The sequence below is a fragment of the Streptomyces sp. NPDC058701 genome (assembly GCF_042715295.1).
Taxonomy (GTDB): Bacteria; Actinomycetota; Actinomycetes; order Streptomycetales; family Streptomycetaceae; genus Streptomyces.
Window position 1 is genome coordinate 87841 of the sequence record NZ_JBHXSY010000011.1, and the last position, 21391, is coordinate 109231.

The 21391-nt window shown below is 73.4% G+C and carries 18 protein-coding genes and 2 pseudogenes; 12 read left to right on the plus strand and 8 right to left on the minus strand.

The genetic code is table 11. From position 1 onward, the window contains the following. Positions 1-169: 169 nt before the first annotated feature. Entirely contained in the window at positions 170-3937 is a 3768-nt protein-coding gene (locus ACFWW8_RS14750) for a S8 family serine peptidase (RefSeq protein ID WP_386528299.1), read from the minus strand. A 200-nt stretch (positions 3938-4137) separates the two neighbouring features. Between ACFWW8_RS14750 and ACFWW8_RS14755 the strand changes: the two genes are divergently transcribed. Further along, positions 4138-5115 (plus strand): helix-turn-helix domain-containing protein, encoded by a 978-nt coding sequence (locus ACFWW8_RS14755; RefSeq protein WP_386528564.1) that lies wholly within the window; start codon positions 4138-4140, stop codon positions 5113-5115. 24 nt (positions 5116-5139) lie between these two features. After that, positions 5140-5625 carry a DUF456 domain-containing protein gene (locus tag ACFWW8_RS14760; RefSeq protein WP_386528302.1) on the plus strand — a complete coding sequence of 162 codons (486 nt, stop codon included), beginning with the start codon at positions 5140-5142 and terminating at the stop codon, positions 5623-5625. A gap of 600 nt (positions 5626-6225) precedes the next feature. Here the strand turns inward: ACFWW8_RS14760 and ACFWW8_RS14765 are convergent. Continuing rightward, positions 6226-6960 (minus strand): dienelactone hydrolase family protein, encoded by a 735-nt coding sequence (locus ACFWW8_RS14765; RefSeq protein WP_386528303.1) that lies wholly within the window; start codon positions 6958-6960, stop codon positions 6226-6228. A 1088-nt stretch (positions 6961-8048) separates the two neighbouring features. Between ACFWW8_RS14765 and ACFWW8_RS14770 the strand changes: the two are divergent. Further along, positions 8049-8213, plus strand: a pseudogene (locus ACFWW8_RS14770) (ATP-dependent helicase C-terminal domain-containing protein); the annotation flags it as partial. Positions 8214-8248: 35 nt separating this feature from the next. Here the strand turns inward: ACFWW8_RS14770 and ACFWW8_RS14775 are convergent. Together ACFWW8_RS14775 and ACFWW8_RS14780 are read right to left on the minus strand one after the other, a co-directional pair. Next, on the minus strand, positions 8249-8899 hold the full coding sequence (locus ACFWW8_RS14775; protein ID WP_386528306.1) for a hypothetical protein: 651 nt from the start codon (positions 8897-8899) through the stop codon (positions 8249-8251). Positions 8900-9125: 226 nt separating this feature from the next. Further along, positions 9126-9185: pseudogene (locus ACFWW8_RS14780) on the minus strand (hypothetical protein); the annotation flags it as partial. Positions 9186-9383: 198 nt separating this feature from the next. Here ACFWW8_RS14780 and ACFWW8_RS14785 point away from each other — a divergent pair. After that, complete coding sequence (locus tag ACFWW8_RS14785) at positions 9384-9566, plus strand: DUF1737 domain-containing protein (RefSeq protein ID WP_386528309.1); 183 nt, start codon at positions 9384-9386, stop codon at positions 9564-9566. Positions 9567-9911: 345 nt separating this feature from the next. On the opposite strand, the gene ACFWW8_RS14790 is transcribed toward ACFWW8_RS14785, so the two are convergent. Together ACFWW8_RS14790 and rsgA are read right to left on the minus strand one after the other, a co-directional pair. Further along, positions 9912-10445, minus strand: coding sequence for a putative immunity protein (locus ACFWW8_RS14790; RefSeq protein ID WP_386528312.1), 534 nt, complete (start codon positions 10443-10445; stop codon positions 9912-9914). Between the two features lie 203 nt (positions 10446-10648). Further along, entirely contained in the window at positions 10649-11758 is a 1110-nt protein-coding gene (gene rsgA, locus ACFWW8_RS14795) for a ribosome small subunit-dependent GTPase A (RefSeq protein ID WP_386528315.1), read from the minus strand. Between the two features lie 352 nt (positions 11759-12110). On the opposite strand from rsgA, the gene ACFWW8_RS14800 reads away from it, so the two are divergent. Then, positions 12111-12524 (plus strand): VOC family protein, encoded by a 414-nt coding sequence (locus ACFWW8_RS14800; protein ID WP_386528317.1) that lies wholly within the window; start codon positions 12111-12113, stop codon positions 12522-12524. Here ACFWW8_RS14800 and ACFWW8_RS14805 read toward each other — a convergent pair. Both ACFWW8_RS14805 and ACFWW8_RS14810 read right to left on the minus strand, forming a co-directional pair. Continuing rightward, positions 12443-13201: a helix-turn-helix domain-containing protein gene (locus ACFWW8_RS14805; protein WP_386528318.1), complete on the minus strand. Its 759-nt coding sequence runs from the start codon at positions 13199-13201 to the stop codon at positions 12443-12445. The genes ACFWW8_RS14800 and ACFWW8_RS14805 overlap by 82 nt on opposite strands. Positions 13202-13286: 85 nt before the next feature. After that, positions 13287-14402: a YihY/virulence factor BrkB family protein gene (locus ACFWW8_RS14810; RefSeq protein ID WP_386528321.1), complete on the minus strand. Its 1116-nt coding sequence runs from the start codon at positions 14400-14402 to the stop codon at positions 13287-13289. A gap of 17 nt (positions 14403-14419) precedes the next feature. Here ACFWW8_RS14810 and ACFWW8_RS14815 point away from each other — a divergent pair, with 17 nt between their 5' ends. The 7 genes from ACFWW8_RS14815 (at position 14420) to ACFWW8_RS14845 (ending at position 21388) form a co-directional block, all read left to right on the plus strand. Next, positions 14420-16063, plus strand: a complete 1644-nt coding sequence (locus ACFWW8_RS14815) for an acyl-CoA dehydrogenase family protein (protein ID WP_386528324.1) — start codon at positions 14420-14422, stop codon at positions 16061-16063. 373 nt (positions 16064-16436) lie between these two features. Then, complete coding sequence (locus ACFWW8_RS14820; protein ID WP_386528566.1) at positions 16437-17699, plus strand: GAF domain-containing protein; 1263 nt, start codon at positions 16437-16439, stop codon at positions 17697-17699. A gap of 5 nt (positions 17700-17704) precedes the next feature. Next, positions 17705-18268 (plus strand): GNAT family N-acetyltransferase, encoded by a 564-nt coding sequence (locus ACFWW8_RS14825; RefSeq protein ID WP_386528327.1) that lies wholly within the window; start codon positions 17705-17707, stop codon positions 18266-18268. Between the two features lie 231 nt (positions 18269-18499). Further along, entirely contained in the window at positions 18500-18583 is an 84-nt protein-coding gene (locus ACFWW8_RS14830) for a putative leader peptide (RefSeq protein ID WP_312847410.1), read from the plus strand. A gap of 221 nt (positions 18584-18804) precedes the next feature. Next, positions 18805-20514 (plus strand): nitrite/sulfite reductase, encoded by a 1710-nt coding sequence (locus tag ACFWW8_RS14835; RefSeq protein WP_386528329.1) that lies wholly within the window; start codon positions 18805-18807, stop codon positions 20512-20514. After that, complete coding sequence (locus tag ACFWW8_RS14840; RefSeq protein WP_386528331.1) at positions 20511-20690, plus strand: hypothetical protein; 180 nt, start codon at positions 20511-20513, stop codon at positions 20688-20690. Before ACFWW8_RS14835 ends, ACFWW8_RS14840 begins: the two co-directional genes overlap by 4 nt. Beyond that, the gene (locus ACFWW8_RS14845) at positions 20687-21388 is read left to right on the plus strand and encodes a phosphoadenylyl-sulfate reductase (protein ID WP_386528333.1); all 702 of its coding nucleotides are present in this window, start codon (positions 20687-20689) and stop codon (positions 21386-21388) included. Before ACFWW8_RS14840 ends, ACFWW8_RS14845 begins: the two co-directional genes overlap by 4 nt. The last annotated feature ends 3 nt before the right edge of the window (positions 21389-21391 follow it).

A 21391-nucleotide genomic window follows, 5' to 3' on the forward strand; every position in this document is an offset into this window, starting at 1 on the left:
GGTCCGCTCCCGCGTCCGGGTCGTCGTAGAGCTTCTGCCACCAGTCGTCCGCGCCCTGCTGACTCATGCCCCCATTGTCGGCCTCCCGCGGGGGCGGAGAACACGGAACGCGCGAAAAGGGTCCACCGGACCGCCGTCCGGTGGACCCCTCCCGCTCTACCCGTACGGATCAGCGGACGTCGTACGCCCGCGTCACCGTCTGGGTCACCGACACGCCGTTCGCGTCGGTCAGTTCGACCTTCAGCGACACCGGCTTGCCGGAAGCTCCCACGTGGTCGACGACGGCGGTCCACCTGCCGCCGCGCTCGGTCACCTTCGCCGCGGTCCAGTTCTCGCCGTCGTAGGAGTACGACAGCTTCGCGGACTTCAGCGCCCCGGGCGCGTAGCCCGCGTGCCCCGTCACGCCCAGTCCGACGCGCTGGCCGTTCGCCGCCGGGACCGTCTTGCTCCCGTCGAGCGGGGCGGCGTACCGGGGGAAGAGGAGCGGCAGGCCCTGCGAGTACGCCGACGGGTCCCGCTTCGAGGTGAAGCCCCACGTCGTCCGGACCGCGGTGGACCGCTGCCAGGTACGGGCGGGCGGGCCGATCTTCTCGATGCTCTGGGTCAGTTCGTACCGCGCCTCGTCGGCCGGGACCTCGAAGACGCCGAAGGGGTACCAGCTGTCGCCGACGACCTCGCCGTTCCGCTTGAGCTGGAGGCCGCCGATGTCTCCGAAGGAGCCCGGCTGCGCGAAGTGGGAGCTGTCGCCCCACATCGCCGGGGCGAAGCCGATCAGGTCGCCCTGCCGCTCGGCGGCCAGCGCCTCCTTGCCGGTGCGGTCGCGGGGCGCGACCGGGGCGGTCACTCCGTCGTACCAACTGGCGCTGGTCTTCTGGCCCTTGGCGTAGCCGTGCTGCTCGCCGGTCATGAACTCGCCCCAGGGGAAGCTGCTGGAGAGCAGCTGGTCCCAGGAGGTGTCACCGGCCGAGTAGTACTCGGTGCGCCGGCCCGGCGCGGCGACGGTCTCCACGGAGCCGAAGGAGACGGCGCTGCCGATGGGCCGGTAGGCGCCGGAGATGTCGATGAAGTCGGCGGCCACGCCCATGGAGTGGTAGGTGGCGTCGACCTGGCCGAGGTCGCGGTCGCGGACCCGGTAGGTGTGGTTGCCCTGGACCTGCCCGGTCTCCGGGAAGGCGAGGGAGTAGACGTACGGGCTCTTCGCCGTGCCCTTCCAGGACAGGGTGACCTTGCCGGCGGCGAGCCGGGCGAGCAGGGCCCGGCCCTCGCCGGACTGGAGGGCGAGGACGGGCACCGGGGCACCCGCGAAGCCGGTGGAGGCGACCCAGCGGCCGGGGGCGTCGCGGTGGGCGACCACAGCCACGGCGCCCGCGTCCGCGGCGTTCCGGGCGATGTCGTACAGGGCCCCGTCCACGGCCTTGACCAGGACGATCGCACCCTTGGCGGCGACCGCGGCGAGCTCCTCGGGGGTGCCGGAACCGGCGTCGACCAGGGGCGCGTTGCCGTGACCGTCGAGGTTGTCGCTGCCGGTGGACGCGGTGATCGGGTGCAGGACCGGGCCGCCGGCCACCTTCAGTTCGGAGAGCACGGGCGCCCCGGCCCGCCAGTAGCTGCCGAACTCGAACGCACCGTCCTCGGCGCGCCCTTCGACGGAGGCGTAGTAGCCGCGGATGGTCCGGCCGCCCATGGCGGTGCCGGCGTGCAGCCAGGTGTCGTCCCAGCTCCGGGCGAAGCCGAGGGTGGTGTTGCGGGCCTCCAGGGGCTTGGCGCCGGCGATGTCCAGCCGGCCGGCCGTGCGGGCGTCCAGGACGACGGTGGTGTCCTTCCTCAGCTCGACCTGGGGGCGTCCGAGGTAGGTGAGGGAGTCGGTCAGCTCGGCGCCCTCGCCCGCGTCGGGGGTGCCCACGAAGGCGGAGAGGAAGTACGCGCCGGGGCGCACGCGGTAGACCTGGTCGGTGGCGCCCTCGTTGAAGCGGCGCTCGCCGCTCGCGTCGTCGGTGCCGATGACGTCCAGGGAGGACGGTCCGGCGGCCGGCTTGCCCGAGCGGTCGATCAGCTTGACCCGCAGGGTCACCGTCTCGGGCTCGACGTAGAGCGAGAAGGGGGTGGAGACGCGGACGCCGTTCGCGGTGGCGACGAGGCGGCCGGTGACGTCCCCGTACTGGGAGCGCTCCAGCTTCGCGGCCGGGTCGAAGGTGAGCGGCACCCTGACGGTGGCGCCGGCCGGGACGGTCACCGTGCGGCGGTCGAGGTGGGCGACCTGGCTGCGGACGGCCGAGCCGTCGTTCCCGGTGACCTTCTCGACGGCCAGGTCCAGGGTGACGGGCCGGGTTCCGGTGTTGGTGTACGGGACCTGGACGCTGGTGCGGTCGCTGCGGTCCTGCGGCCAGTTGTACGAGCCGCCCTGTACGGCGGGGGCGCTGAGGACGGCGGTGCCGATCGCCGCCTTGAGGTCGAGGCGGCCGCCGCCGGTCTGCCGCACGTCCCCCGGGACCTTGGTGTTCGCGGAGCCGACGAGGGCGGCCTTGACCTGCTGGGCGGTCCAGTCCGGGTGGCGCTGCTTGACGATGGCGGCGGCGCCCGCGACGTGCGGGGTGGCCATCGAGGTGCCGGACATGGACTGGTAGGCGTACACCCCGCGTCCGCCGGCGGCGGCGGCCGAGATCCCCACGCCGGGGGCGGCGATCTCGGGCTTGAGGGTGTGCTGGAGTCCGGCGGGTCCGCGGCTGGAGAAGGAGGCCGTGGTGTCGTCGCGGTCGACGGCGCCGACGGTCAGCACGCTGGGCGCGCAACCGGGCGCGGACACCGTGTTGTTGCCGGGGCCGGTGTTGCCCGCGGCGATCACGAAGAGGGTGCCCGTGTTCTGCGCCAGGCGTTCGGCGGCGGCGCTCATCGGGTCGTCGCAGCTGGTCTGGGAGGGGTCGCCGAGGCTCATGGAGACCACGTCGGCCTTGGCGGCGACGGCCCATTCCATGCCGGCGATGATCCACGAATCCAGGCCGTAGCCCTGGTCGTTGAGGACCTTGCCGCTGAGCAGTTCGGCGCCGGGGGCGACGCCCTTCTTCGCTCCGCCGCTCTCGGCGCCGGACCCGCCCACGGTGGAGAGGGTGTGGGTGCCGTGGCCCTGGCGGTCGCCGTCGGTGTCGGAGTCGGTGAAGTTCTTCGACGCTCCGACGCGGCCCTTGAGGTCGGGGTGCTCCAGGTCGGTGCCGGTGTCGAGGACGGCGACCCTGGTGCCCTTGCCGTCGTACCCGGCGGCCCAGGCCGCGGGTGCGTTGACCTGGCGGGTGGAGCGCTCCAGGTTCGCCTGCACTTTGCCGTCGAGCCACAGCTTCTTCAGCGGGCCGGAGGCGGCGCGGGCGCGGGCGTCCGTACCGGTGACGTCGGCCCAGACGGCGGCGGCCCGCTGCTTGTCGGCGGAGAGCGCGACGGCGCCGATGGAGTCGAGGACCAGGGAGCGGTCGGCGCCGCGGGGTGCGGGCGGGGCGCTGCGTGCCACGTCGACGGAGGCGTCGTAGACGGCGATCAGCGGCAGCTTCTTGCTGCGGGCGTCGTCGTAGCCCTGCCGGACGAGGCCGGTGACGTTGAACAACTCGTGGTCGACCTTGCCCGAGGCGAGCGCGGCGACGGCGTTCTCGGGGTAGACGTAGAGGTCCTTGCCGGACTGGCGGGTCTGTACGAGCGGCTGCGAGCCGTCCTCGCGCGGCATCGCGGTGGCGGCGGTGCGGCCGGCGGCGTCGGTGGAGACGAGGACCCGGTCGCCGGTGACCAGGGTCACGGTGACGGGGGCCGCGGGCTGCTTCCCGGCCGCTTCGCTTCCGGTGACGGGTCTTCTGTCCGGCGCTCCGTCGCTCGGCTGTGCCGTGGACGGGCCCACGGCGGTGACGGCCAGGACGGCCGCCGTGGCCGCTCCCAGCGCCGTACGCGATATCGGGCGCATCGCTCTCCCCAGGTGAATTCCGGCCAACCACTGCATTGCACGGCAAAGCTGCCGCGTAAATGGCTTCTGGCCAGCGGATGTTGGTGCTGCGGTGGCATGACCTTGGCAGAGTGGCGGGGGGTGCGGCGATGATGTCCGCGGCGGGTTTGCGCCGTGGCCGCTTCCCGCCAGGCGCCGCGTGGAGAGGTGGGGTGGACGGGTTGCTGGGTGCGATAGGCCTGGACGAGGGCCAGGAGTCGGCGTACCGCGCGCTGGTCGCGCTGGGGGCGGCGGAGGTGCCCGACCTCGCGCACCGGCTGACGCTGCCGGTGCCGCAGACCGAACGGGCGCTGCGGCACCTGGAACGGCACGGGCTGGCCGCCCAGTCCTCGGCCCGGCCGGGGCGCTGGGTGGCGGCGCCGCCGGGAGTCGCCCTGGGAGCCTTGCTGACGCAGCAGCGGCACGAGCTGGAGCAGGCGGAGCTGGCGGCGGTGCTGCTGGCGGAGGAGTACCGGGCGGAGGCCGCCGAGCCGGCCGTGCACGACCTGGTGGAGGTGGTGCAGGGCGCGAGCGCGGTGGCGCACCGCTTCCACCAGCTCCAGCTGGGCGCGGTGGAGGAGGTGTGCGCGCTGGTCACCGGCCGCCCGCAGGTGGTGACGGGCACCGACAACGAGGCGGAGGACCGGGCGGCCGTGCGCGGGGTCGACTACCGGGTGGTGATCGAGCGGGAGGTGCTGACCCTGCCGAGCGGGATCCGGGAGGCGTCGACGGCGCTGGCGCGGGGTGAGCGGGTCCGGGTGACGGGGCAGGTTCCGACGAAGCTGGTGATCGCGGACCGCACCCTCGCCATGGTGCCGCTGACGGCGCGCGGGGCGGAGCCTGCGGCGCTGGTGGTGCACGCGTCGGGGCTGCTGGAGTCCCTGACGGGCCTGTTCGAGGCGGTGTGGAGGGAGTCCCTGCCGCTGCGGCTGGGCGCGGCGGGCTCGGCGGAGGAGTCCGGCGGCAGCCCCGACACCACCGACCTGGAGATCCTGTCGCTGCTGCTGGCGGGCATGACGGACGCGAGCGTGGCGAAGCACCTGGAGCTGGGCCTGCGCACGGTGCAGCGGCGGGTCAAGGGCTTGATGGAGGTCTCGGGGGTGACGACCCGGCTGCAGCTGGGCTGGCACGCGTACGAGCGGGGCTGGGTGGCCCGATAGGTCCCGGTCGGTCAGGCTGGGCAGATGGATCTGCCGCAGCTGCTCCTGGTGGGGCTGGTGCTGCTGCTCGGGGTGGCGGGGGTGATGGTCCCCGGGGTGCCGGGCAGATGGCTGGTGTGGGCGGGGCTGATGTGGTGGGCGCTCCGCGAGCGGTCCGACCTGGCGTGGACCCTGCTGGTCGCGGCGACGGCTCTGATGCTGGTGGTGCAGGTGGTGAAGTGGCTGCTCCCGCCGCGGCGGCTGCTGGGCGCGGCGGTCTCCCTGCGGACCGCCGTGTACGCGGGTGCGGGGGCGGTACTGGGTTTCGTACTGGTCCCGGTGGTGGGGGCGGTTCCGGGCTTCATCGGCGGCGTCTACCTGTGCGAGCGGCGCCGGCTCGGGGCGCACGGGGAGGCGTGGGCCTCGGTGCGGTCGGTGATGCGGGACGCGGGGACGAGCGTGCTGGTCGAGCTGTTCGCGTGCCTGGCGGTGGTGGGGGCCTGGGTGGGGGCGGTGGTGGCCGGGGCGTAGACCGTCCGTCGGGGCGCGGGGCGTCCGGCGGGTCCTGTATTGATCACGAGCGTTGTTGACACTCGGCGCGTCTTGAACGTGGCGAAGACCTCCGGTGTGGTGGGAGCTGTCCAGGAACTCACCGCACGGAGGTCTTCGTGTCCCACCGCAATGCCCGGCTGACCGTCTGCTGAGCACCGCCGCCCGAGCCCTGGGCCGGAGTTCGGCGACGGGCCGCCCCCGGTTCGACGCCCTGGTCGCCGACGACGCGCCCCGCTACGAGCCGCCCAGCGCGGCGCGCGACTGGGGCCCGGGCGGGGCGCCGGGCTGCGAGGCTCCCCGTCTGCGCCCGTACGTCTACCGGCCCCGCATCACGGTCACCGGGCCCGAGGAAAGCGCGGTACCCCTGCGGCCGGGGAGTTCGCCCTCCCCGTCTATGCCGCCGCTGCGGGCTTCAGCCCGCCGCCCCTGAACCACCGCAACGCACAGGGGGTGTGCGGGGCGGCCTCCCACCACAAGGTGTTGGAGCTGCACCCGCGCACCGGCTGGACGATCGCACGGTGGTTCTGCAAGCGGCACGTCGAGCCCGGGCCGTCCGATCTCCGCTTCCGATCCGGAACCTCAGCTGTTGGCCAGTGCGCGGTCGAGAAGGGGGAGCAGGCGCTCCCAGTGGCGCTGCAGCCCGGCGGGGTTGAATGCGTCGGTGTCGGACATGGTGAACCCGTGGACGGTGCCGGGGTAGATCTCGGAGGTGTAGTCGACCTTCGCGGCGTCCAGTGCCCGGTTGAGCTCGCCCAGGACCTCGGGTGTCAGGTCGCTTTCGGCGTGGCCGAAGTGGACCCGGGCGGTGATCTCGGCGAGGGCGTCGGGCCCGTCCGCGCCCACGGGACCGTGGAATGCGGCGACAGCGGCCACCTGGCCGGGGTGAGCCGCTGCGGTGCGCATCGCCAGGAGGCCGCCTATGCAGTAGCCGGTCACCGCGACCGGCCCGGCGGCGACCTCGGGCTGGGTGGTCAGGAACCTGAGGTAGGCGTCGGCGTCACTCAGGACGCGTTCGGCGGTGTGTGACTCGATCAACGGCATCAACTGGGCCATGATCGCGGGCCGGACCTCCTCTCCGATGTGCTCGGGAAGGCCGATCACCGGTGCCGGGCCGTGCCGGTAGAAGATGTTGGGGACAAGCACGTAGTACCCGTGCCCGGCCAGTTCGCGGGCCATCTCCCTCAGCACGGGCCGGATGCCGAAGCCGTCCGCGTACATCAGTACACCTGGGTGCTGCTCGCCGTTGTCGGGGAAGGCGGCGAAGGCGTCAGCCTGACCGTCCGTGGTGGGAATCTGCAGTGTCTTGATGGGCATGAATTCTCCTGTCGTGGTTGATGCGTAGAGCCTGTGATCAACACGACGGAGGCGGAGCCCGCGCAGCAGCGCACGATTCTCGATCGAACAGCGGGCCCGCACCGGCCCGTACGGCGCTCAGAAGAGCGCCGGGTCACCAATCCGTGTGTGGCGCAATGCCGTCCCGGTAGTCATAGCCGCAGAGCTTAGCCCACCGGGCAAAAGCCGACGCCGGCACGCTGCTGCCGATGAACTCGATCGATGCGCACGACGGAGGCCTTGCCAGGGCCGTTCTCGCATGCGCGAGGCAGCACCAGCTCGGGCGCGGATCCGACGTCCGACCACTCACCGTCGTCCCCGGGTTCTCCTACGGGATTTACCGGTTCGACGCTGTGGCCGCGGCTTCGCCCCCGGTGCACGGATACCACCACGGGCGGAATGAGGCCTTGAACGAGGTCGTCTCAGCGGTCTTCCCCGCGTATCAGTGCGAGTTCCGCGGGGCCGAGAACCTGGAGGAGGCTGTCCTGCGGTTCAAGCACGTGCTGCGGCCGACGGTCATCACCCGGTTGCCAGTCCCGTACCTGCGAATGCGGTACGGGAACACGAGGACTGGCGGTGGCAGCGTGGGTCCCTCCCGCGGGTTCAGTACGTACGGCGTTACTGCTGAGGGAGCTCGGCCTCCTCGAACATGCCCCAGGGAGCTTCGTGGAGTTCGAGAACCTCCGTGGCGAGGTGTGGAACGTCGAGTGGAACGGATTCCGGCTGGTGAATGGCACACCACAGGACTCACCACCCTCCGAAAACTGGGCGGCATCGGCTCTGGGATGTCCGTAGGGGTTCGAGGCCCCGCTTCGTCCTCGTCCCCGCGCTCCGCGAGGAACTCGAAGTCCTCGTCCCAGCCGACCGCCGCCCCGGCCGCGCGTGGAAAGCGGGGCCCAGCGCTCGCGATCATGCCCACGCGCCGGACCGAGCGGCCGGTCCGGATCGGGTAGGCCAGGACATCGACCGCGCGGCAGGAGCTGGGTCGCGGCGGTCGGCGCGCAGGACGGCACCGCGGTGGTCACCGTGGTCGGCACCGACACCACGGTGTCGTACGGCATCGACATCGCGTCCACCTGCTCTCCCCGGCTGGGCACCCGGCCGCCGTCACCGGCGACCTCGCGTCGTTCTGGCGCGAGGGCTACCGCGCCGTGCGGGCCGAGCTCATCGGCCGCCACCCCCGCCACCCGTGGCCGGAGGACCCGGCTGCGGCCGAGCCGACCCGGTGGCCCAACACGCCCGACCGGGGAGCGCCACGGGCAGCCCGGGGTCAGCCGCCACCTGAGTTGGCCGAGGCCGAACCGCCGGAGAACCAGGTCGAGTGGGACCGCGGCTCATCGCGCGTGCTGCGCTCGGTGCGCAGCTCCACCACGGCCGCGGCCGGGCCGAGCAGAACCTCTAACGCGTCGGCGAGCCGCTGCGGGTCGCCGCCGAACGGGAGCGGGTCGAGCCGCTCCCGGCCGCCCCGCAGGACGAGTTCCAGCGCGAGCGTGGAGACGGCCGGCTTGCGGTCCCCCTGGTACGGCTCCACCACCTTGTGCGTCAGCTGCACCTCGCGCAGGGTGTCGACGGGCAGCCAGTCGTCCGGCCCGGCGGCCCGGACCAACCGCAGGGACGCGGGCACCCCGGCCGGCGCGAACTCCACCCGCAGGATGTCCCGGGCCCGGGCAAAGGCCAGCGCTAGCCCGAGCAGGTACTCCAGCCCGGCGATCACCCCCACCACCACGAACACAGTCGACGCCCGCGCCCCGGCCAGCACCATCCAGAAGGCGACGAGCAGGGTCGGCACGCCCAGGACGAGCGGAATGAACAGCGCGAACCCCGCCGAGATCAGCACGTTCCACACCGGCCCGGTCCGGCCGGCACGCAGGACCAGATCCGTCGAGTCGGGGCCTTGTCTCAGCAAGGGATGGGTGGCCATGCCTCCAGCGTAGGACCGGTCCGCAAGAGCGCCTCGGCCATATCCAGCCGATGGGGCGCGACTTGGGACGGCCGGACCCCCAGCCGGCGGGCGCGGCGGGCTCCCAGGGCTCGAACCACGGGTCGGGCCACTGCTCCGCGGCGGCCGTCAGCGGGGAGAGGGCGGCGTCGTCCAGGCTCGCGCGGATGATGTCGGCGGGGCCGCCGTGGCGTGCGGTCTCCTCGATCAGGTGCAGCAGCACCCACCGCACCGACCACTCCTCGACGTCGGCGGGGAACCACGGCACGCCCCGGGGACGGGAACGCCCTGGCCGAGGTCGGCGATGCCGGCGACGGCCTCGTCGGTCTCCCCGGTCACCAGCTCGTAGTCAGGGCTTGAGGAACATCCATGTCAGATCGTGCGCTGCCGGCCTTGGGCGCAATGGGCTCCGGGCCATGCTGGCCCGCTGGCTCGGCGGGCGTGTGCGTCTGGGATCCTTCTCCGCATGAGCACACCACCAGACGGATTGCCTGTCTACCGAGTCTTGACTGGCCCGGACGACGCCGCGTTCTGCCACCGTGTGAGCGAAGCGATTGGTCTTGGTTACGAACTGCACGAAGGCCCCGCCGTCACCTTCAACGGTGAGAGCGTCATCGTCGCCCAGGCGCTGGTCTGGCCAGCACGGTAGGGACTTTGTGAGCAGTGGTGGTCGCGATCGACCCGTGACGTGGGAAGGGCCGCACGGGTTGGGTGAGTTGTGAAGCTGACCTGGGCCCGTGCGGCCTGCTCGGAGAGTCGTTGTGGCGACGGCGGTACGGGCGCACGCGCCGGCGGTGGCCGCCGAGCACGCCCTGATCCACGCAGTGCCCCGGCTGGCCGCGGCGACGGTCCACACCGACCACGCCCCGACGCCCTGACGCCCGACGGCCGGGACGACCCCCACACGCCCCTGTCCCACCACACCGCCCGTCTGAACCGCGCGCCGGGCCCGTACGCCCGCCGGGCGGGTCCGGGGTCAGGCCCGGCGGCGGGCTCAGGGGCGCAGGGCGGTGTCGAGGTCGCGGATGAACTCCCCCACGCGCCCGCCGCCGGGAGGCGCGGCGGGCAGGCGGCCGAGCACCGCGCCGACGGCGGCGGGGGCGTGCCGGCCCGCCCACTCCAGGGTCGCCTCGGCGACGGCCCGGTCGTCCCCGGCCGCGAGTTCTTCCGCCCGCGCCGCGTGGGCCGCGGCTCCGAGGATGTGCTTCACCTGGTGGGCGCTGGCCCTGGGGTGCAGGTACGCGGCAGCGGCCGCGTGGCTCGCCGCTCGCGCCGCGTCGGCCGCGGCGGGCGAACCGGCCTCCTGTGCGGCCTTGTACGCCGCCCATGCGCTCTGCCGCAGCGCGGCCGTGCGCCGGCCGCTCCCGGCGAAGGCGCGCGCCGCGTCGATGGCGTCGCGGGGGCGCGTGTCGGCGGGGAGGTCCGCTTCGAAGATCGACAGTGCCCTGCACGCGCACGCGGCCGCGTAGGCCGTGATCTCGCGCAGTTCGTCGTTGCTCAGCTCGATTTCTTCCGTCCTGGTCGCCACCGTCCCATCGTGCCGCAGACCCCGCGCCCTGCGCACCGCCGGCCGAGTCCGGCGCGCGCACGCATGGCACCCCCACGCCGCCCTCGCCACCCTCGCCCCGGCGGCCCCCGCGGGGACGGGCACCGCGGGCCGGGACGTCGGGCGACGCCCCGGCTCCGTCGGCCTGTCGGCCGGCCCCGGGCGGCCGGCCCCGGGCAGTGGAACTACGCGCGGCCGGTGCGCTTGGCGGCGTAGTTGGCGCGGCCCTCCGCCGACTTCAGGCGCCAGTCCCGGCGGATCTCCGACCGCAGGCGCGCGTCCGTCTTCGCGACGATCCGCTGGTTCTCCCGCAGCAGCTTGCGGTAGCTCTCCAGACGGCGTTCCGCCAGTTCCCCGGAGGCCAGGGCGGCCAGCACCGCGCACCCCGGTTCCGCCTCGTGCGCGCAGTCGTGGAAACGGCAGTGCGCCGCGTACTCCTCGATCTCCGCGAAGACCTGGCCGACGCCGGCCTCGGCGTCCCAGAGCCCCACCCCCCGCAGTCCGGGGGTGTCGATGAGGACGCCGCCGCCGGGGAGGACGAGCAGGTTGCGCGTCGTCGTCGTGTGGCGGCCCTTGCCGTCGATCTCGCGCGCCTCCTGCACCTCCATCACGTCGGCGCCGAGCAGGGTGTTGGCCAGGGTGGACTTGCCGGCGCCCGAGATGCCGAGCAGGACGCTCGTGCCGCCCGCGACGACGGCCGACAGGATGTCCGTGCCCTCCCCCGTGCGGGAGGAGACGGTGAGCACCTGGACCCCGGGCGCGGTGTTCTCCACGTCCTGGACCAGGTGGGCGAGCGTCGCCGGGTCGGGGACCAGGTCCGCCTTGGTGAGGACCACCAGCGGCAGCGCGCCCGACTCCCACGCCAGCGCCAGGAAGCGCTCGATGCGCCCAAGGTCGAGTTCGACGGCGAGCGAGACGGCGATGATCGCGTGGTCGACGTTGGCGGCGAGGATCTGGCCCTCGGAGCGCTGCGAGGACGTGGACCGTACGAAGGCGGTCCGGCGGGGCAGGTACGCCTTCACGTACCGCGGGTTGCCGTGCGTCTCGACGGCGGCCCAGTCGCCGGTGCAGATGACCCGGAGCGGATCGTGCGGCGTGACGAAGGCGGTGTCGGCGCGGACCGCGCCGTCCGCGGTCACGACGTCGCACTGGCCCCGGTCGACCCGTACGACGCGGCCGGGCACCAGGCCCTGCTCGGCGTACGGGGCGAACTCGGCCTCCCACGCCGCGTCCCAGCCGTAGGGGGCGAGGGCGTGCGGGGTGGCCTGCGGGAAGGAAGAAGAGGAGAAAGACAAGGGGAACCCTTCACAGGGTGGCCCCGGCGTCACGCGCGCGGCGCGTGGAGGTATGTGAGGTCAGCCGGAGACCACGGAGGTGACATTGACGGTCTTCTGAGTGCGGGCAGCGCCCTGCGCGACGACAGTCATCAATGAACTCACCTCCGGGTCATGCACGAACTGTGCGTTCCACACCGGTCGGCGGGAACGGATCCACCGTAACAAGGCCCCCCGCGCGGGGGCCACTTCTTTTTCCGCCGCCCCCGCGGCGGGGGGCGTCAGGGCCGCCCCGCCCGGGCCGCGCCCTCGGCGCGCCGCGATGTCCGTTTCCTTCAAGACGGGCACCCGGGACGGTGCCTAGGCTGCCGTCATGACTCCTCGACTCGACATGATCGGCATGGTCGTCTCCGACATGGCCGCCTCGCTCGCCTTCTACCGCCGTCTCGGCGTCGACGTCCCGGCGGGCGCCGAGGAACAGCCGCACGTGGAGGCCGTGCTCCCCGGCGGGCTGCGGATCGGCTGGGACACGGAGGACGTCGTCCGCTCCTTCGACCCGTCCTGGGTCCGGCCCGCCGGCGACGGCCGCCGCGACCTCGCCTTCCTGTGCGACTCCCCCGCCGAGGTGGACGCGCTGTACGCCGAACTGACCGCGGCGGGGTACCCCGGCCACCTGAAGCCGTGGGACGCCGTCTGGGGCCAGCGCTACGCCGTGGTCCTCGACCCGGACGGCTGCGGCGTCTCGCTGTTCGCCGCCTCGGAGTCCGGGCCGGAGGCCGCGGTGTAGGCGGTCAGCGTCGTCCCCGCCAGTGCGCGGACCTCGCGGGCCAGGTGCGCCTGGTCGGCGTACCCGGTGGCGTGCGCGACCTCGGCGTAGCCCGTGCCGGACCGGGCGAGGGCGAGGGCCCGGCGCAGCCGCAGGACCCGGCCGAGCGTGCGGGGGCCGTACCCGAAGGCGTCGAGCGAGCGCCGGTGCAGCTGCCGCTCGCCGAGGCCGACCGCCGCGGCGATCGCGGCCACCGCCTCCCCCGCCCGGATCCGGGCCGCGACCTCCGCGGCGAGCGGATCGGGCGGTCCGGCCCCGGCGGCCCGCCGCGCGGCCAGCGCCTCCAGCCCCGCGCACGGATCCCCGTACGACCCGACGAGCCCGGCGAGGCGGCGCACCTCGCGGGCCGGCCAGAGCTCGGCGAGGTCCACGCGCCGGTCCCGCAGGACGTGCGCGGGGACGCCGAGCAGGGCGGGGGCGGTGCCGGGCGCGAACCGGATCCCGGCGAAGGCGCCCCCCGGGACCTCACCGGCCGGGTGTGGGCGGGTGTCGGTGCCGGCGACCAGCAGCCGGCCGTCCGCCCACAGCAGGTCCATGCAGCCGTCGGGCAGCACCATGCCCCCGGCGCCGCCGCCGGGGGCCCCGGCCCGCCACAGCACGGCTCCGGGGACGGCCGCCGAGCGTGCTTCCTCGTACATGTGACCAGGCTAGGGGGTGCCGTCACAGTCGTCCCGTACGCCCGGAGGGCCCCCCGCCGAGGCGTGTCCGGCGGGGGCCCGCCGGTCAGTGCTTGCGGATCCGGGAGGTGTAGTCCTCCGGCGGGAGGAACTTCGACCACCGCTCGGGGAACTCCGACGGCATCCCGTCGTCCTCGTCGTCCTCGGACTCGCCCTCCGCCATCGCCCGCCACGCGGCGGCCCGCGCGATCAGCTGCGCCGCCTCCGCCTCGCGGACCCGTTCGTTCGCCTCGCGGGCCGCGGCCGTCGCCACGGACGGCCAGACGCGGTCGATGGCGGCGTTGACGGCGGCGCCGACGAGCACCGCGAAGGCCGAGATGCCGATCCACAGCAGGATGGCGACCGGCGCGGCCAGCGATCCGTAGATCGTCGGGCCCTCCACGGTGTTGGTGAGGTAGATCCGCAGCAGGAACGAGCCCAGCACCCACATGGCGAGGGCCACCAGCGCGCCCGGCACGTCCTCGATCCACGGCGAGCGCACCGGGACGGACACGTGGTAGAGCGTGGTCAGGAAGACGATGGACAGCAGGGTGACCGTCGGCCAGTAGAGCACCGCGATCACCTCGGTGCTCCAGGGCAACAGGCGGACGACGGCGTCGGGGCCGACGACCATCAGCGGCAGCACGATCGCGCCGATCAGCAGGGCGATGATGTACAGCAGGAAGGCCAGCAGCCGGGTCTTGACGATTCCGCGCTGACCGTCGAGCCCGTACATCACGGTGATGGTGTCGATGAAGACGTTGACGGCGCGGGAGCCCGACCACAGCGCGAAGGCGAAGCCGAGCGAGATCAGGTCGGGCCGGCCCCGGCTGGTGACGTCGTCCAGCATGGGCTTGGCGATGTCGTTGACGCCTCGGTCGGAGAGCACCGTGCCGACGGCCCGCAGGATGTTCTCCTCGATGCTCTGGACGGACTGGGTGTCCGTCCAGCCGTCCACGTAGCCGAGGAGGCCGAGCAGGCCGAGGAAGAGCGGGGGCAGCGAGAGCAGGGTGAAGAAGGCCGCCTCGGCCGCGAGTCCGAGGATGCGGTACTCGATGCACGAGTTGACGGTGTCCTTCAGCAGCAGCCAGGCCATCTTCCGCTTGGAGACGTTGCGGTAGAGGGCGCGGGCCCGGTGGAGCCGTCCTGGGATCCGCTCGGGTGTTTCTTTTGCTGGCTGCACGTCCTTACGGTATCCGCATGGCAGCCACCACCCACACAGTCAGCAACCAGGCCCCGCCCCTGGTGGGCCACGACGTCTACGGGGGCGATCGCGCCCTCACGGAGGGCGTGGAACGGCACCTCGCCTCCGCGTACCCCGAACTCCTGGGAGAGGTGGGGGAAGAGCTCACCGTCCTCGGGCGCGCCGCGGGCTCCGCGCAGGCCCAGGAGTGGGGTGAGCAGGCGAACGCGCATCCGCCGGAGCTGCGCACGCACGACCGCTACGGGAACCGGATCGACGAGGTGGACTTCCACCCGGCCTGGCACCGGCTGCTCGGGCACGCCGTGACCTCGGGGCTCACCGACGCCTGGGGGCGCCCGGCGGGGCACCTGCGCCGGGCGGCCGGGTTCTTCGTGTGGTCCCAGGCCGAGGCGGGGCACGGCTGCCCGGTCTCGATGACGCACGCCGCCGTACCGGCGCTGCGGGCCGATCCGGAGCTGTCCGCCGAGTGGGAGCCGCGGCTGACCTCCCACGTGTACGAGCGGGGCCTGCGGCCGGCCGGGGAGAAGGCCGGGGTGCTGTTCGGCATGGGGATGACGGAGAAGCAGGGGGGCAGCGACGTCCGCGCGAACACGACGTCGGCGGTGCCCCTGGACGCCTCCGGGGAGTACCTCCTCACCGGCCACAAGTGGTTCTGCTCGGCGCCCATGTGCGACGGGTTCCTGGTGCTGGCGCAGGCGCCGGGGGGGCTGACCTGCTTCCTGGTGCCGCGGGTGCTGCCGGACGGCACGCGCAACGTCTTCGCGATCCAGCGGCTGAAGGTGAAGCTGGGGAACCGGTCGAACGCGTCGAGCGAGGTCGAGTTCGACGGGACCTGGGCGCGGCGGGTGGGCGAAGAGGGCCGGGGGGTGCGGACGATCATCGAGATGGTCGCGGCGACCCGGCTGGACTGTGTCATCGGCTCCGCCTCGTTGATGCGGCAGGCACTGTCGCAGGCCGTGCACCACGCGGAGCACCGCTCTGCTTTCGGAGCGGTGCTCATCGACCAGCCGCTGATGCGCAACGTGCTCGCGGACCTCGCCCTGGAGTCGGAGGCGGCCACCACCCTGACCCTGCGCCTCGCCGCCGCGTACGACGCGGGCACGGACGGGGAGAAGGCGTTCCTGCGCCTCGCGGTTCCCGTGGCCAAGTACTGGGTGACCAAGCGCTGTACGCCGATGGTGGCGGAGGCCCTGGAGTGTCTGGGCGGCAACGGCTACGTCGAGGAGTCCGGCATGCCGAGACTGCTGCGCGAGTCCCCGCTGAACTCCATCTGGGAGGGCTCGGGCAACGTGCAGGCCCTGGACGTACTGCGCGCCCTCCAGCGGGAACCGCACGCGCTGAACGCGTTCCTCACCGAGGTCGGCCTGGCCCGGGGCGCGGACCACCGGCTCGATTCGGCCATCAAGGGGCTGCTCACGGAGCTGGCCGACCTGGACGGCATCGAGGCGCGGGCCCGCCGCGTGGTGGAGCGCATGGCGCTGGTGCTCCAGGGTTCGCTGCTGGTGCGGTGGGCCCCGCCGGAGGTGGCCGACGCGTTCTGCGCCTCGCGGCTCGGCGGCGACTGGGGTGCGGCGTTCGGCACGCTGCCGCACAGCCTGGACCTCGGCGCCGTCGTGGAACGGGCGCGGATCGCGCACTAGGCCGTCGCAGGGGACGGCAGGGGGAGGGCGGGCACCCCCCAAGGTCCCCGCACCGCTCCGAGCACGGGATCCGGGCCCGTCGGACGGGACCAGGGGCGGCGCCGCGCCGACTCGGCACCGCCCCTGACCCGTGAAGCCCCGAGGAGGAGCTGTCACGCCGCTCGGCGGCGTTCGGACAGTGTCGGCCGGGCGACCGGGACTTGGCGAGAGTTGCATGACGTTGCACCCTGTGAGTCGGCAGCCGCCCGCCGGGGCCGGGGGGCGCGGCATCCGCGGACCGCCCGGGCGGCTCCGTCGTACGTCCTGTTCGCACGGGGAGGTTCCGGTGGCCGACACCGCAGGCGGCACGGTCGATGTGGCACGCATCTCGGCCATGGACGCGCGGCAGGCCGCGCGCCTGCTCCAGGGGGTGCGGGCGGCGGCGCTCGCCGGTGACCGGCTGCCGGCGGCGCCCCGGCCGGAGATCGCCGAGTCCTGGCGCCGGATGCTGGCCCGCGGGGTGCACCCGGACCGGGACGCGCGCTCGCGCATGCTGTCGGCCGCCGAGACCGAGGAGCGGCGCCGCGCCTCGCGGCTGCGGGAGGTCCTTCCCGTACTGCGGGAGGGGCTGCTGCCCGCGCTGGACGGGGCCCTGCACATCATGGTCGTCGCCGACGCGGACGGCCGGCTGCTGTGGCGGGAGGGCCACGCCTCGATCCTGCGCAAGGCGGACCGCCTGGGGTTCTCGGTCGGGGCCGACTGGGACGAGGCCGTGGTCGGCACGAACGGAGTGGGCACGGCCCTGGTGGCCCGGCGCCCCGTCCAGGTCTTCTCGGCGGAGCACTTCGTCTCCAGCCACCACGAGTGGACCTGCGCGGGCGCGCCCGTGCGCGATCCCCGCGACGGGCGGCTGCTGGGCGTGGTCGACGTCAGCGGGCCGCTGGCCACCATGCACCCCGCGACGCTGGCGTGGGTGAGCTCGGTGGCCCGGCTCGCGGAGCGGGAGCTGCGCCTGCGCCACCTGGAGTCCCTGGAGCGGCTGCGCTCGGTGGCCGCGCCGCTGCTGGCCCGGCTGCCGGGGCGGGCGCTGGCCGTGGACCCCGACGGCTGGACGGCGGCGGTGACGGGTCTGGCCCCGACGGACCGGGTGCCGCTGCCGAGGGAGTTCGGGGCGGGCCGGGTGTGGGTGCCGCAGCTCGGCGAGTGCGTGGTGGAGCCGCTGCCGGGCGGCTGGCTGCTGCGGGTCGCGGAGGTCCGGGAGCCCGCGGCGGCGACCCGGGTCGTCCTCGACCTCAGTCGGCCGGGGACCTGCTCGGTGACGGTGTGCGGGGCCGCGGGGAGCTGGTCGCGGGAGCTGAGCCCGCGCCATGCGGAGCTGCTGTTCCTGCTGGCGGAGCGCCCCCGCGGCCGGACGGCGGCGGAACTGGCCGGGGAGCTGTTCGGGGATCCGACGCGCACGGTGACGGTCCGCGCGGAGCTGTCGCGGGTGCGGCGCCACCTCGCGGGCGTCCTCGCCCACCGGCCGTACCGTTTCGGCGAGGACGTGGAGGTGGAGGTGGTCCGCCCCGGCGATCCGGCGGCGCTGCTGGCCCACTCCACCGCACCGGCGGTGATCCGGGCCCGCCTGGTCCGTACCGGGCCCGGCGTGATTCCCTGACCTGCATGAGCACCATCACCCTCACCACCTGGTCCCTGGAAATGACCTCGCCCGGGGACCTGGTCCCCGCCGCCGACCCGGGCCCGGAGGTCGCCGTCGTCCGGTCCGAGGTCCCCTCCCCCGAGTTCAGCCGCTTCCTCTACGCCTCGGTCGGCGGCGACATCCACTGGACGGACCGGCTCGCCCTGACCCGCGCGCAGTGGGTGGAGCAGTTGACCCGGCCCGGGGTGGAGACGTGGGTGGCGTACGACCGCGGCACGCCGGCGGGTTACGTGGAGCTCGACCCGCAGGCCGACGGCGTGGTGGAGATCGTGTACTTCGGTCTGCTCCCGGAGTTCCGCGGCCGCCGCATCGGCGGGCACCTCCTCTCCCTGGGCGTCGCGCGGGCCTGGGACCTGGCGTCCCGCTGGCCGGACCGGGAACCGACGCGACGCGTGTGGGTCCACACGTGCAGCCAGGACGGCCCCACGGCGATGGCGAACTACCAGCGGCGCGGATTCACGCTGTTCGCGACGGAAACGGAATCGAAGGAGGAGTCGCAGACCCCCGGGCCGTGGCCCGGCGCGTAGCCTCCGCACCGGCCGCCTCCCGGTAGCCCGCACGGGCCGCCCCCCGGTAGCCCGCGCGGCGCCCCCGCCGGCCCGTTCGCGGGCTCCGGGGCGCGTCCGGAGGGGGCTGGGCGAGAACCGGAAGGGGCCCGGTGAGTGACCCCGATCACGTCATCCCGCGATACGAGACGACTTCGTCCATATCGTGGACAGTAGTGGACTCGTCCAATCGGCACATGACACGCTTCCGTCATGAATGGAGCTGGAATTGCCTTGGTGAGTCGGCGGCACGTCGACCTCGGCCGCATGTCCAGCGCCATCTGTCCGGCGCGCTGACGGAACCAGCCACCGCCGCACATCGCCGCACACCCGGCATCGCCGCCGCGGAAGCGTCGATCACCGCAGTCCCCTGAAGGCCGCACACCGCCCTGCCCGCCGGCCACCCCGGCACGGGCGCGGGTACCAGCCGCACCCACTCAGCGACGCCGACGTGACGGGGGCGCGCGCCGCCCTCTCCCCTGCCCCCGCCTTGAGCCGCCGAAGAAGGACGTACCGCCATGGCCGCCACCCCCGAAACGCCCGCAGCAGCCGCTCCCGCAGCAGCCGCGCGCCGCAAGACCGGCCGTCACCGCGGTGAGGGCCAGTGGGCCGTCGGACACCACACGCCCCTCAACGGCAACGAGCAGTTCAAGAAGGACGACGACGGTCTCAACGTGCGGACACGCATCGAGACGATCTACTCCAAGGCGGGCTTCGACTCGATCGACCCCAACGACCTGCGCGGCCGCATGCGCTGGTGGGGTCTGTACACCCAGCGCAAGCCCGGGATCGACGGCGGCAAGACCGCGATCCTGGAGCCGGAGGAGCTGGACGACAAGTACTTCATGCTGCGCGTGCGCATCGACGGCGGCCGGCTGACCACCGAGCAGCTTCGCGTCATCGGCGAGATCTCCGAGGAGTTCGCCCGCGGCACCGCCGACCTCACCGACCGCCAGAACGTCCAGTACCACTGGATCCGGATCGAGGACGTCCCGGAGATCTGGCGCCGTCTGGAGGCGGTCGGCCTCTCGACCACCGAGGCCTGCGGTGACACGCCCCGCGTGATCCTCGGTTCGCCCGTCGCCGGCATCGCGCGGGACGAGATCATCGACGGCACCCCCGCCATCGACGAGATCTACCGCCGCATCGTCGGCAACCCGGACTTCTCCAACCTGCCCCGCAAGTTCAAGTCCGCGATCTCCGGCTCGCCGCTGCTCGACGTGGCGCACGAGATCAACGACATCGCCTTCGTCGGCGTGAACCACCCCGAACACGGCCCCGGCTTCGACGTCTGGGTCGGCGGCGGCCTCTCCACGAACCCCAAGCTGGGTGTGCGCCTGGGCACCTGGGTCTCCCTCGACGAGGTCCCCGACGTCTACGAGGGCGTCATCTCGATCTTCCGCGACTACGGCTACCGCCGGCTGCGCACCCGCGCCCGGCTGAAGTTCCTCGTCGCCGACTGGGGCCCGGCCAAGTTCCGCCAGGTCCTGGAGGACGAGTACCTGCAGCGGAAGCTGACGGACGGCCCCGCCCCCGAGCAGCCCTCCGGCCAGTGGCGCGACCACGTCGGTGTCCACGAGCAGCAGGACGGCCGCTTCTACGTGGGCTTCGCGCCCCGCGTGGGCCGCGTGGACGGCGCCACCCTCACCAAGATCGCGGACGTCGCCGCGCAGCACGGCTCGGGCCGTCTGCGCACGACGGCCGAGCAGAAGATGATCGTCCTCGACATCGAGGCCGACCGGGTCGACTCCGTGGTCGCGGCCCTGGAGGCGCTGGACCTGCGGGTCAAGCCGTCCCCGTTCCGCCGCGGCACCATGGCCTGCACCGGCATCGAGTTCTGCAAGCTGGCCATCGTCGAGACGAAGGCGCGCGGCGCCTCGCTGATCGACGAACTGGAGCGCCGCCTGCCGGAGTTCTCCGAGCCGCTGACGATCAACATCAACGGTTGCCCGAACGCCTGCGCCCGCATCCAGGTGGCGGACATCGGTCTCAAGGGCCAGCTGGTGCTGGACGACGACGGCAACCAGGTGGAGGGCTACCAGGTCCACCTGGGCGGCGCCCTCGGCCTGGAGGCCGGCTTCGGCCGCAAGGTCCGCGGCCTCAAGGTCACCTCGGCCGGTCTGCCCGACTACGTGGAGCGGGTCGTCACGCGCTTCCAGGAGCAGCGCGAGGACGGCGAGCGCTTCGCCGCCTGGGTCACCCGCGCGAGCGACGAGGCCCTGTCATGAGCGAGCGCGCCGCACCGTTCTACTGCCCGTACTGCGGCGACGAGGACCTCTTCCCCAACGAGAGCGGTCACGGCGCCTGGGAATGCAGGGCCTGCAACCGGGCCTTCCAGCTGAAGTACCTCGGGCTGCTGTCCCGGGGCGTTCAGGCCAACGGCACTGGAGGGGACGAGATATGACGACGACTCAGGAGACGGCGGACCTGAGGGGGCTGGCCGAGCGTGCGGGCCGGGACCTCGAGGACGCCTCCGCGCTGGAGATCCTCACCTGGGCGGCCGAGACCTTCGGCCGGAAGTTCGCCGTGACCTCCTCCATGGAGGACGCGGTCGTCGCCCACCTGGCGTCCCGCGTCTTCCCCGGCGTGGACGTGGTGTTCCTCGACACCGGCTACCACTTCGAGGAGACCATCGGCACCCGGGACGCGGTCGAGGCCGTGATGGACGTCAACGTCATCACGCTCTCCCCGCGCCGCACCGTCGCCGAGCAGGACGCCGAGCACGGCCCGAAGCTGCACGACCGCGATCCCGACCTGTGCTGCGCGCTGCGCAAGGTCAAGCCGCTGGAAGAGGGCCTGACCGCGTACGACGCCTGGGCGACGGGCCTGCGCCGCGACGAGTCCCCGACCCGGGCGAACACTCCGGTGGTCGGCTGGGACGACAAGCGCCGCAAGGTCAAGGTCTCGCCGATCGCCCGCTGGACGCAGGACGACGTGGACGCCTACGTCGCCGAGCACGGCGTGCTCACCAACCCGCTGCTGACGGACGGTTACGCCTCCGTCGGCTGCGCCCCCTGCACCCGCAGGGTGGCGGAGGGCGAGGACGCACGGTCCGGCCGCTGGGCCGGCCTGGGCAAGACCGAGTGCGGACTGCACGGCTGATGA

Bases quoted from the DNA above. Each gene is read 5' to 3' on its own strand.
- ACFWW8_RS14785 (WP_386528309.1), top strand. From the start codon at position 9,384: ATGAGCACACCACCAGACGGATTGCCTGTCTACCGAGTCTTGACTGGC.
- ACFWW8_RS14765 (WP_386528303.1), bottom strand. From the start codon at position 6,960: ATGCCCATCAAGACACTGCAGATTCCCACCACGGACGGTCAGGCTGAC.
- ACFWW8_RS14820 (WP_386528566.1), top strand. From the start codon at position 16,437: ATGGACGCGCGGCAGGCCGCGCGCCTGCTCCAGGGGGTGCGGGCGGCG.
- ACFWW8_RS14750 (WP_386528299.1), bottom strand. From the start codon at position 3,937: ATGCGCCCGATATCGCGTACGGCGCTGGGAGCGGCCACGGCGGCCGTC.
- ACFWW8_RS14845 (WP_386528333.1), top strand. From the start codon at position 20,687: ATGACGACGACTCAGGAGACGGCGGACCTGAGGGGGCTGGCCGAGCGT.
- ACFWW8_RS14830 (WP_312847410.1), top strand. From the start codon at position 18,500: ATGAATGGAGCTGGAATTGCCTTGGTGAGTCGGCGGCACGTCGACCTC.
- ACFWW8_RS14805 (WP_386528318.1), bottom strand. From the start codon at position 13,201: ATGTACGAGGAAGCACGCTCGGCGGCCGTCCCCGGAGCCGTGCTGTGG.
- ACFWW8_RS14825 (WP_386528327.1), top strand. From the start codon at position 17,705: ATGAGCACCATCACCCTCACCACCTGGTCCCTGGAAATGACCTCGCCC.
- ACFWW8_RS14760 (WP_386528302.1), top strand. From the start codon at position 5,140: ATGGATCTGCCGCAGCTGCTCCTGGTGGGGCTGGTGCTGCTGCTCGGG.
- ACFWW8_RS14840 (WP_386528331.1), top strand. From the start codon at position 20,511: ATGAGCGAGCGCGCCGCACCGTTCTACTGCCCGTACTGCGGCGACGAG.
- ACFWW8_RS14775 (WP_386528306.1), bottom strand. From the start codon at position 8,899: ATGGCCACCCATCCCTTGCTGAGACAAGGCCCCGACTCGACGGATCTG.
- ACFWW8_RS14835 (WP_386528329.1), top strand. From the start codon at position 18,805: ATGGCCGCCACCCCCGAAACGCCCGCAGCAGCCGCTCCCGCAGCAGCC.
- ACFWW8_RS14815 (WP_386528324.1), top strand. From the start codon at position 14,420: ATGGCAGCCACCACCCACACAGTCAGCAACCAGGCCCCGCCCCTGGTG.
- ACFWW8_RS14800 (WP_386528317.1), top strand. From the start codon at position 12,111: ATGACTCCTCGACTCGACATGATCGGCATGGTCGTCTCCGACATGGCC.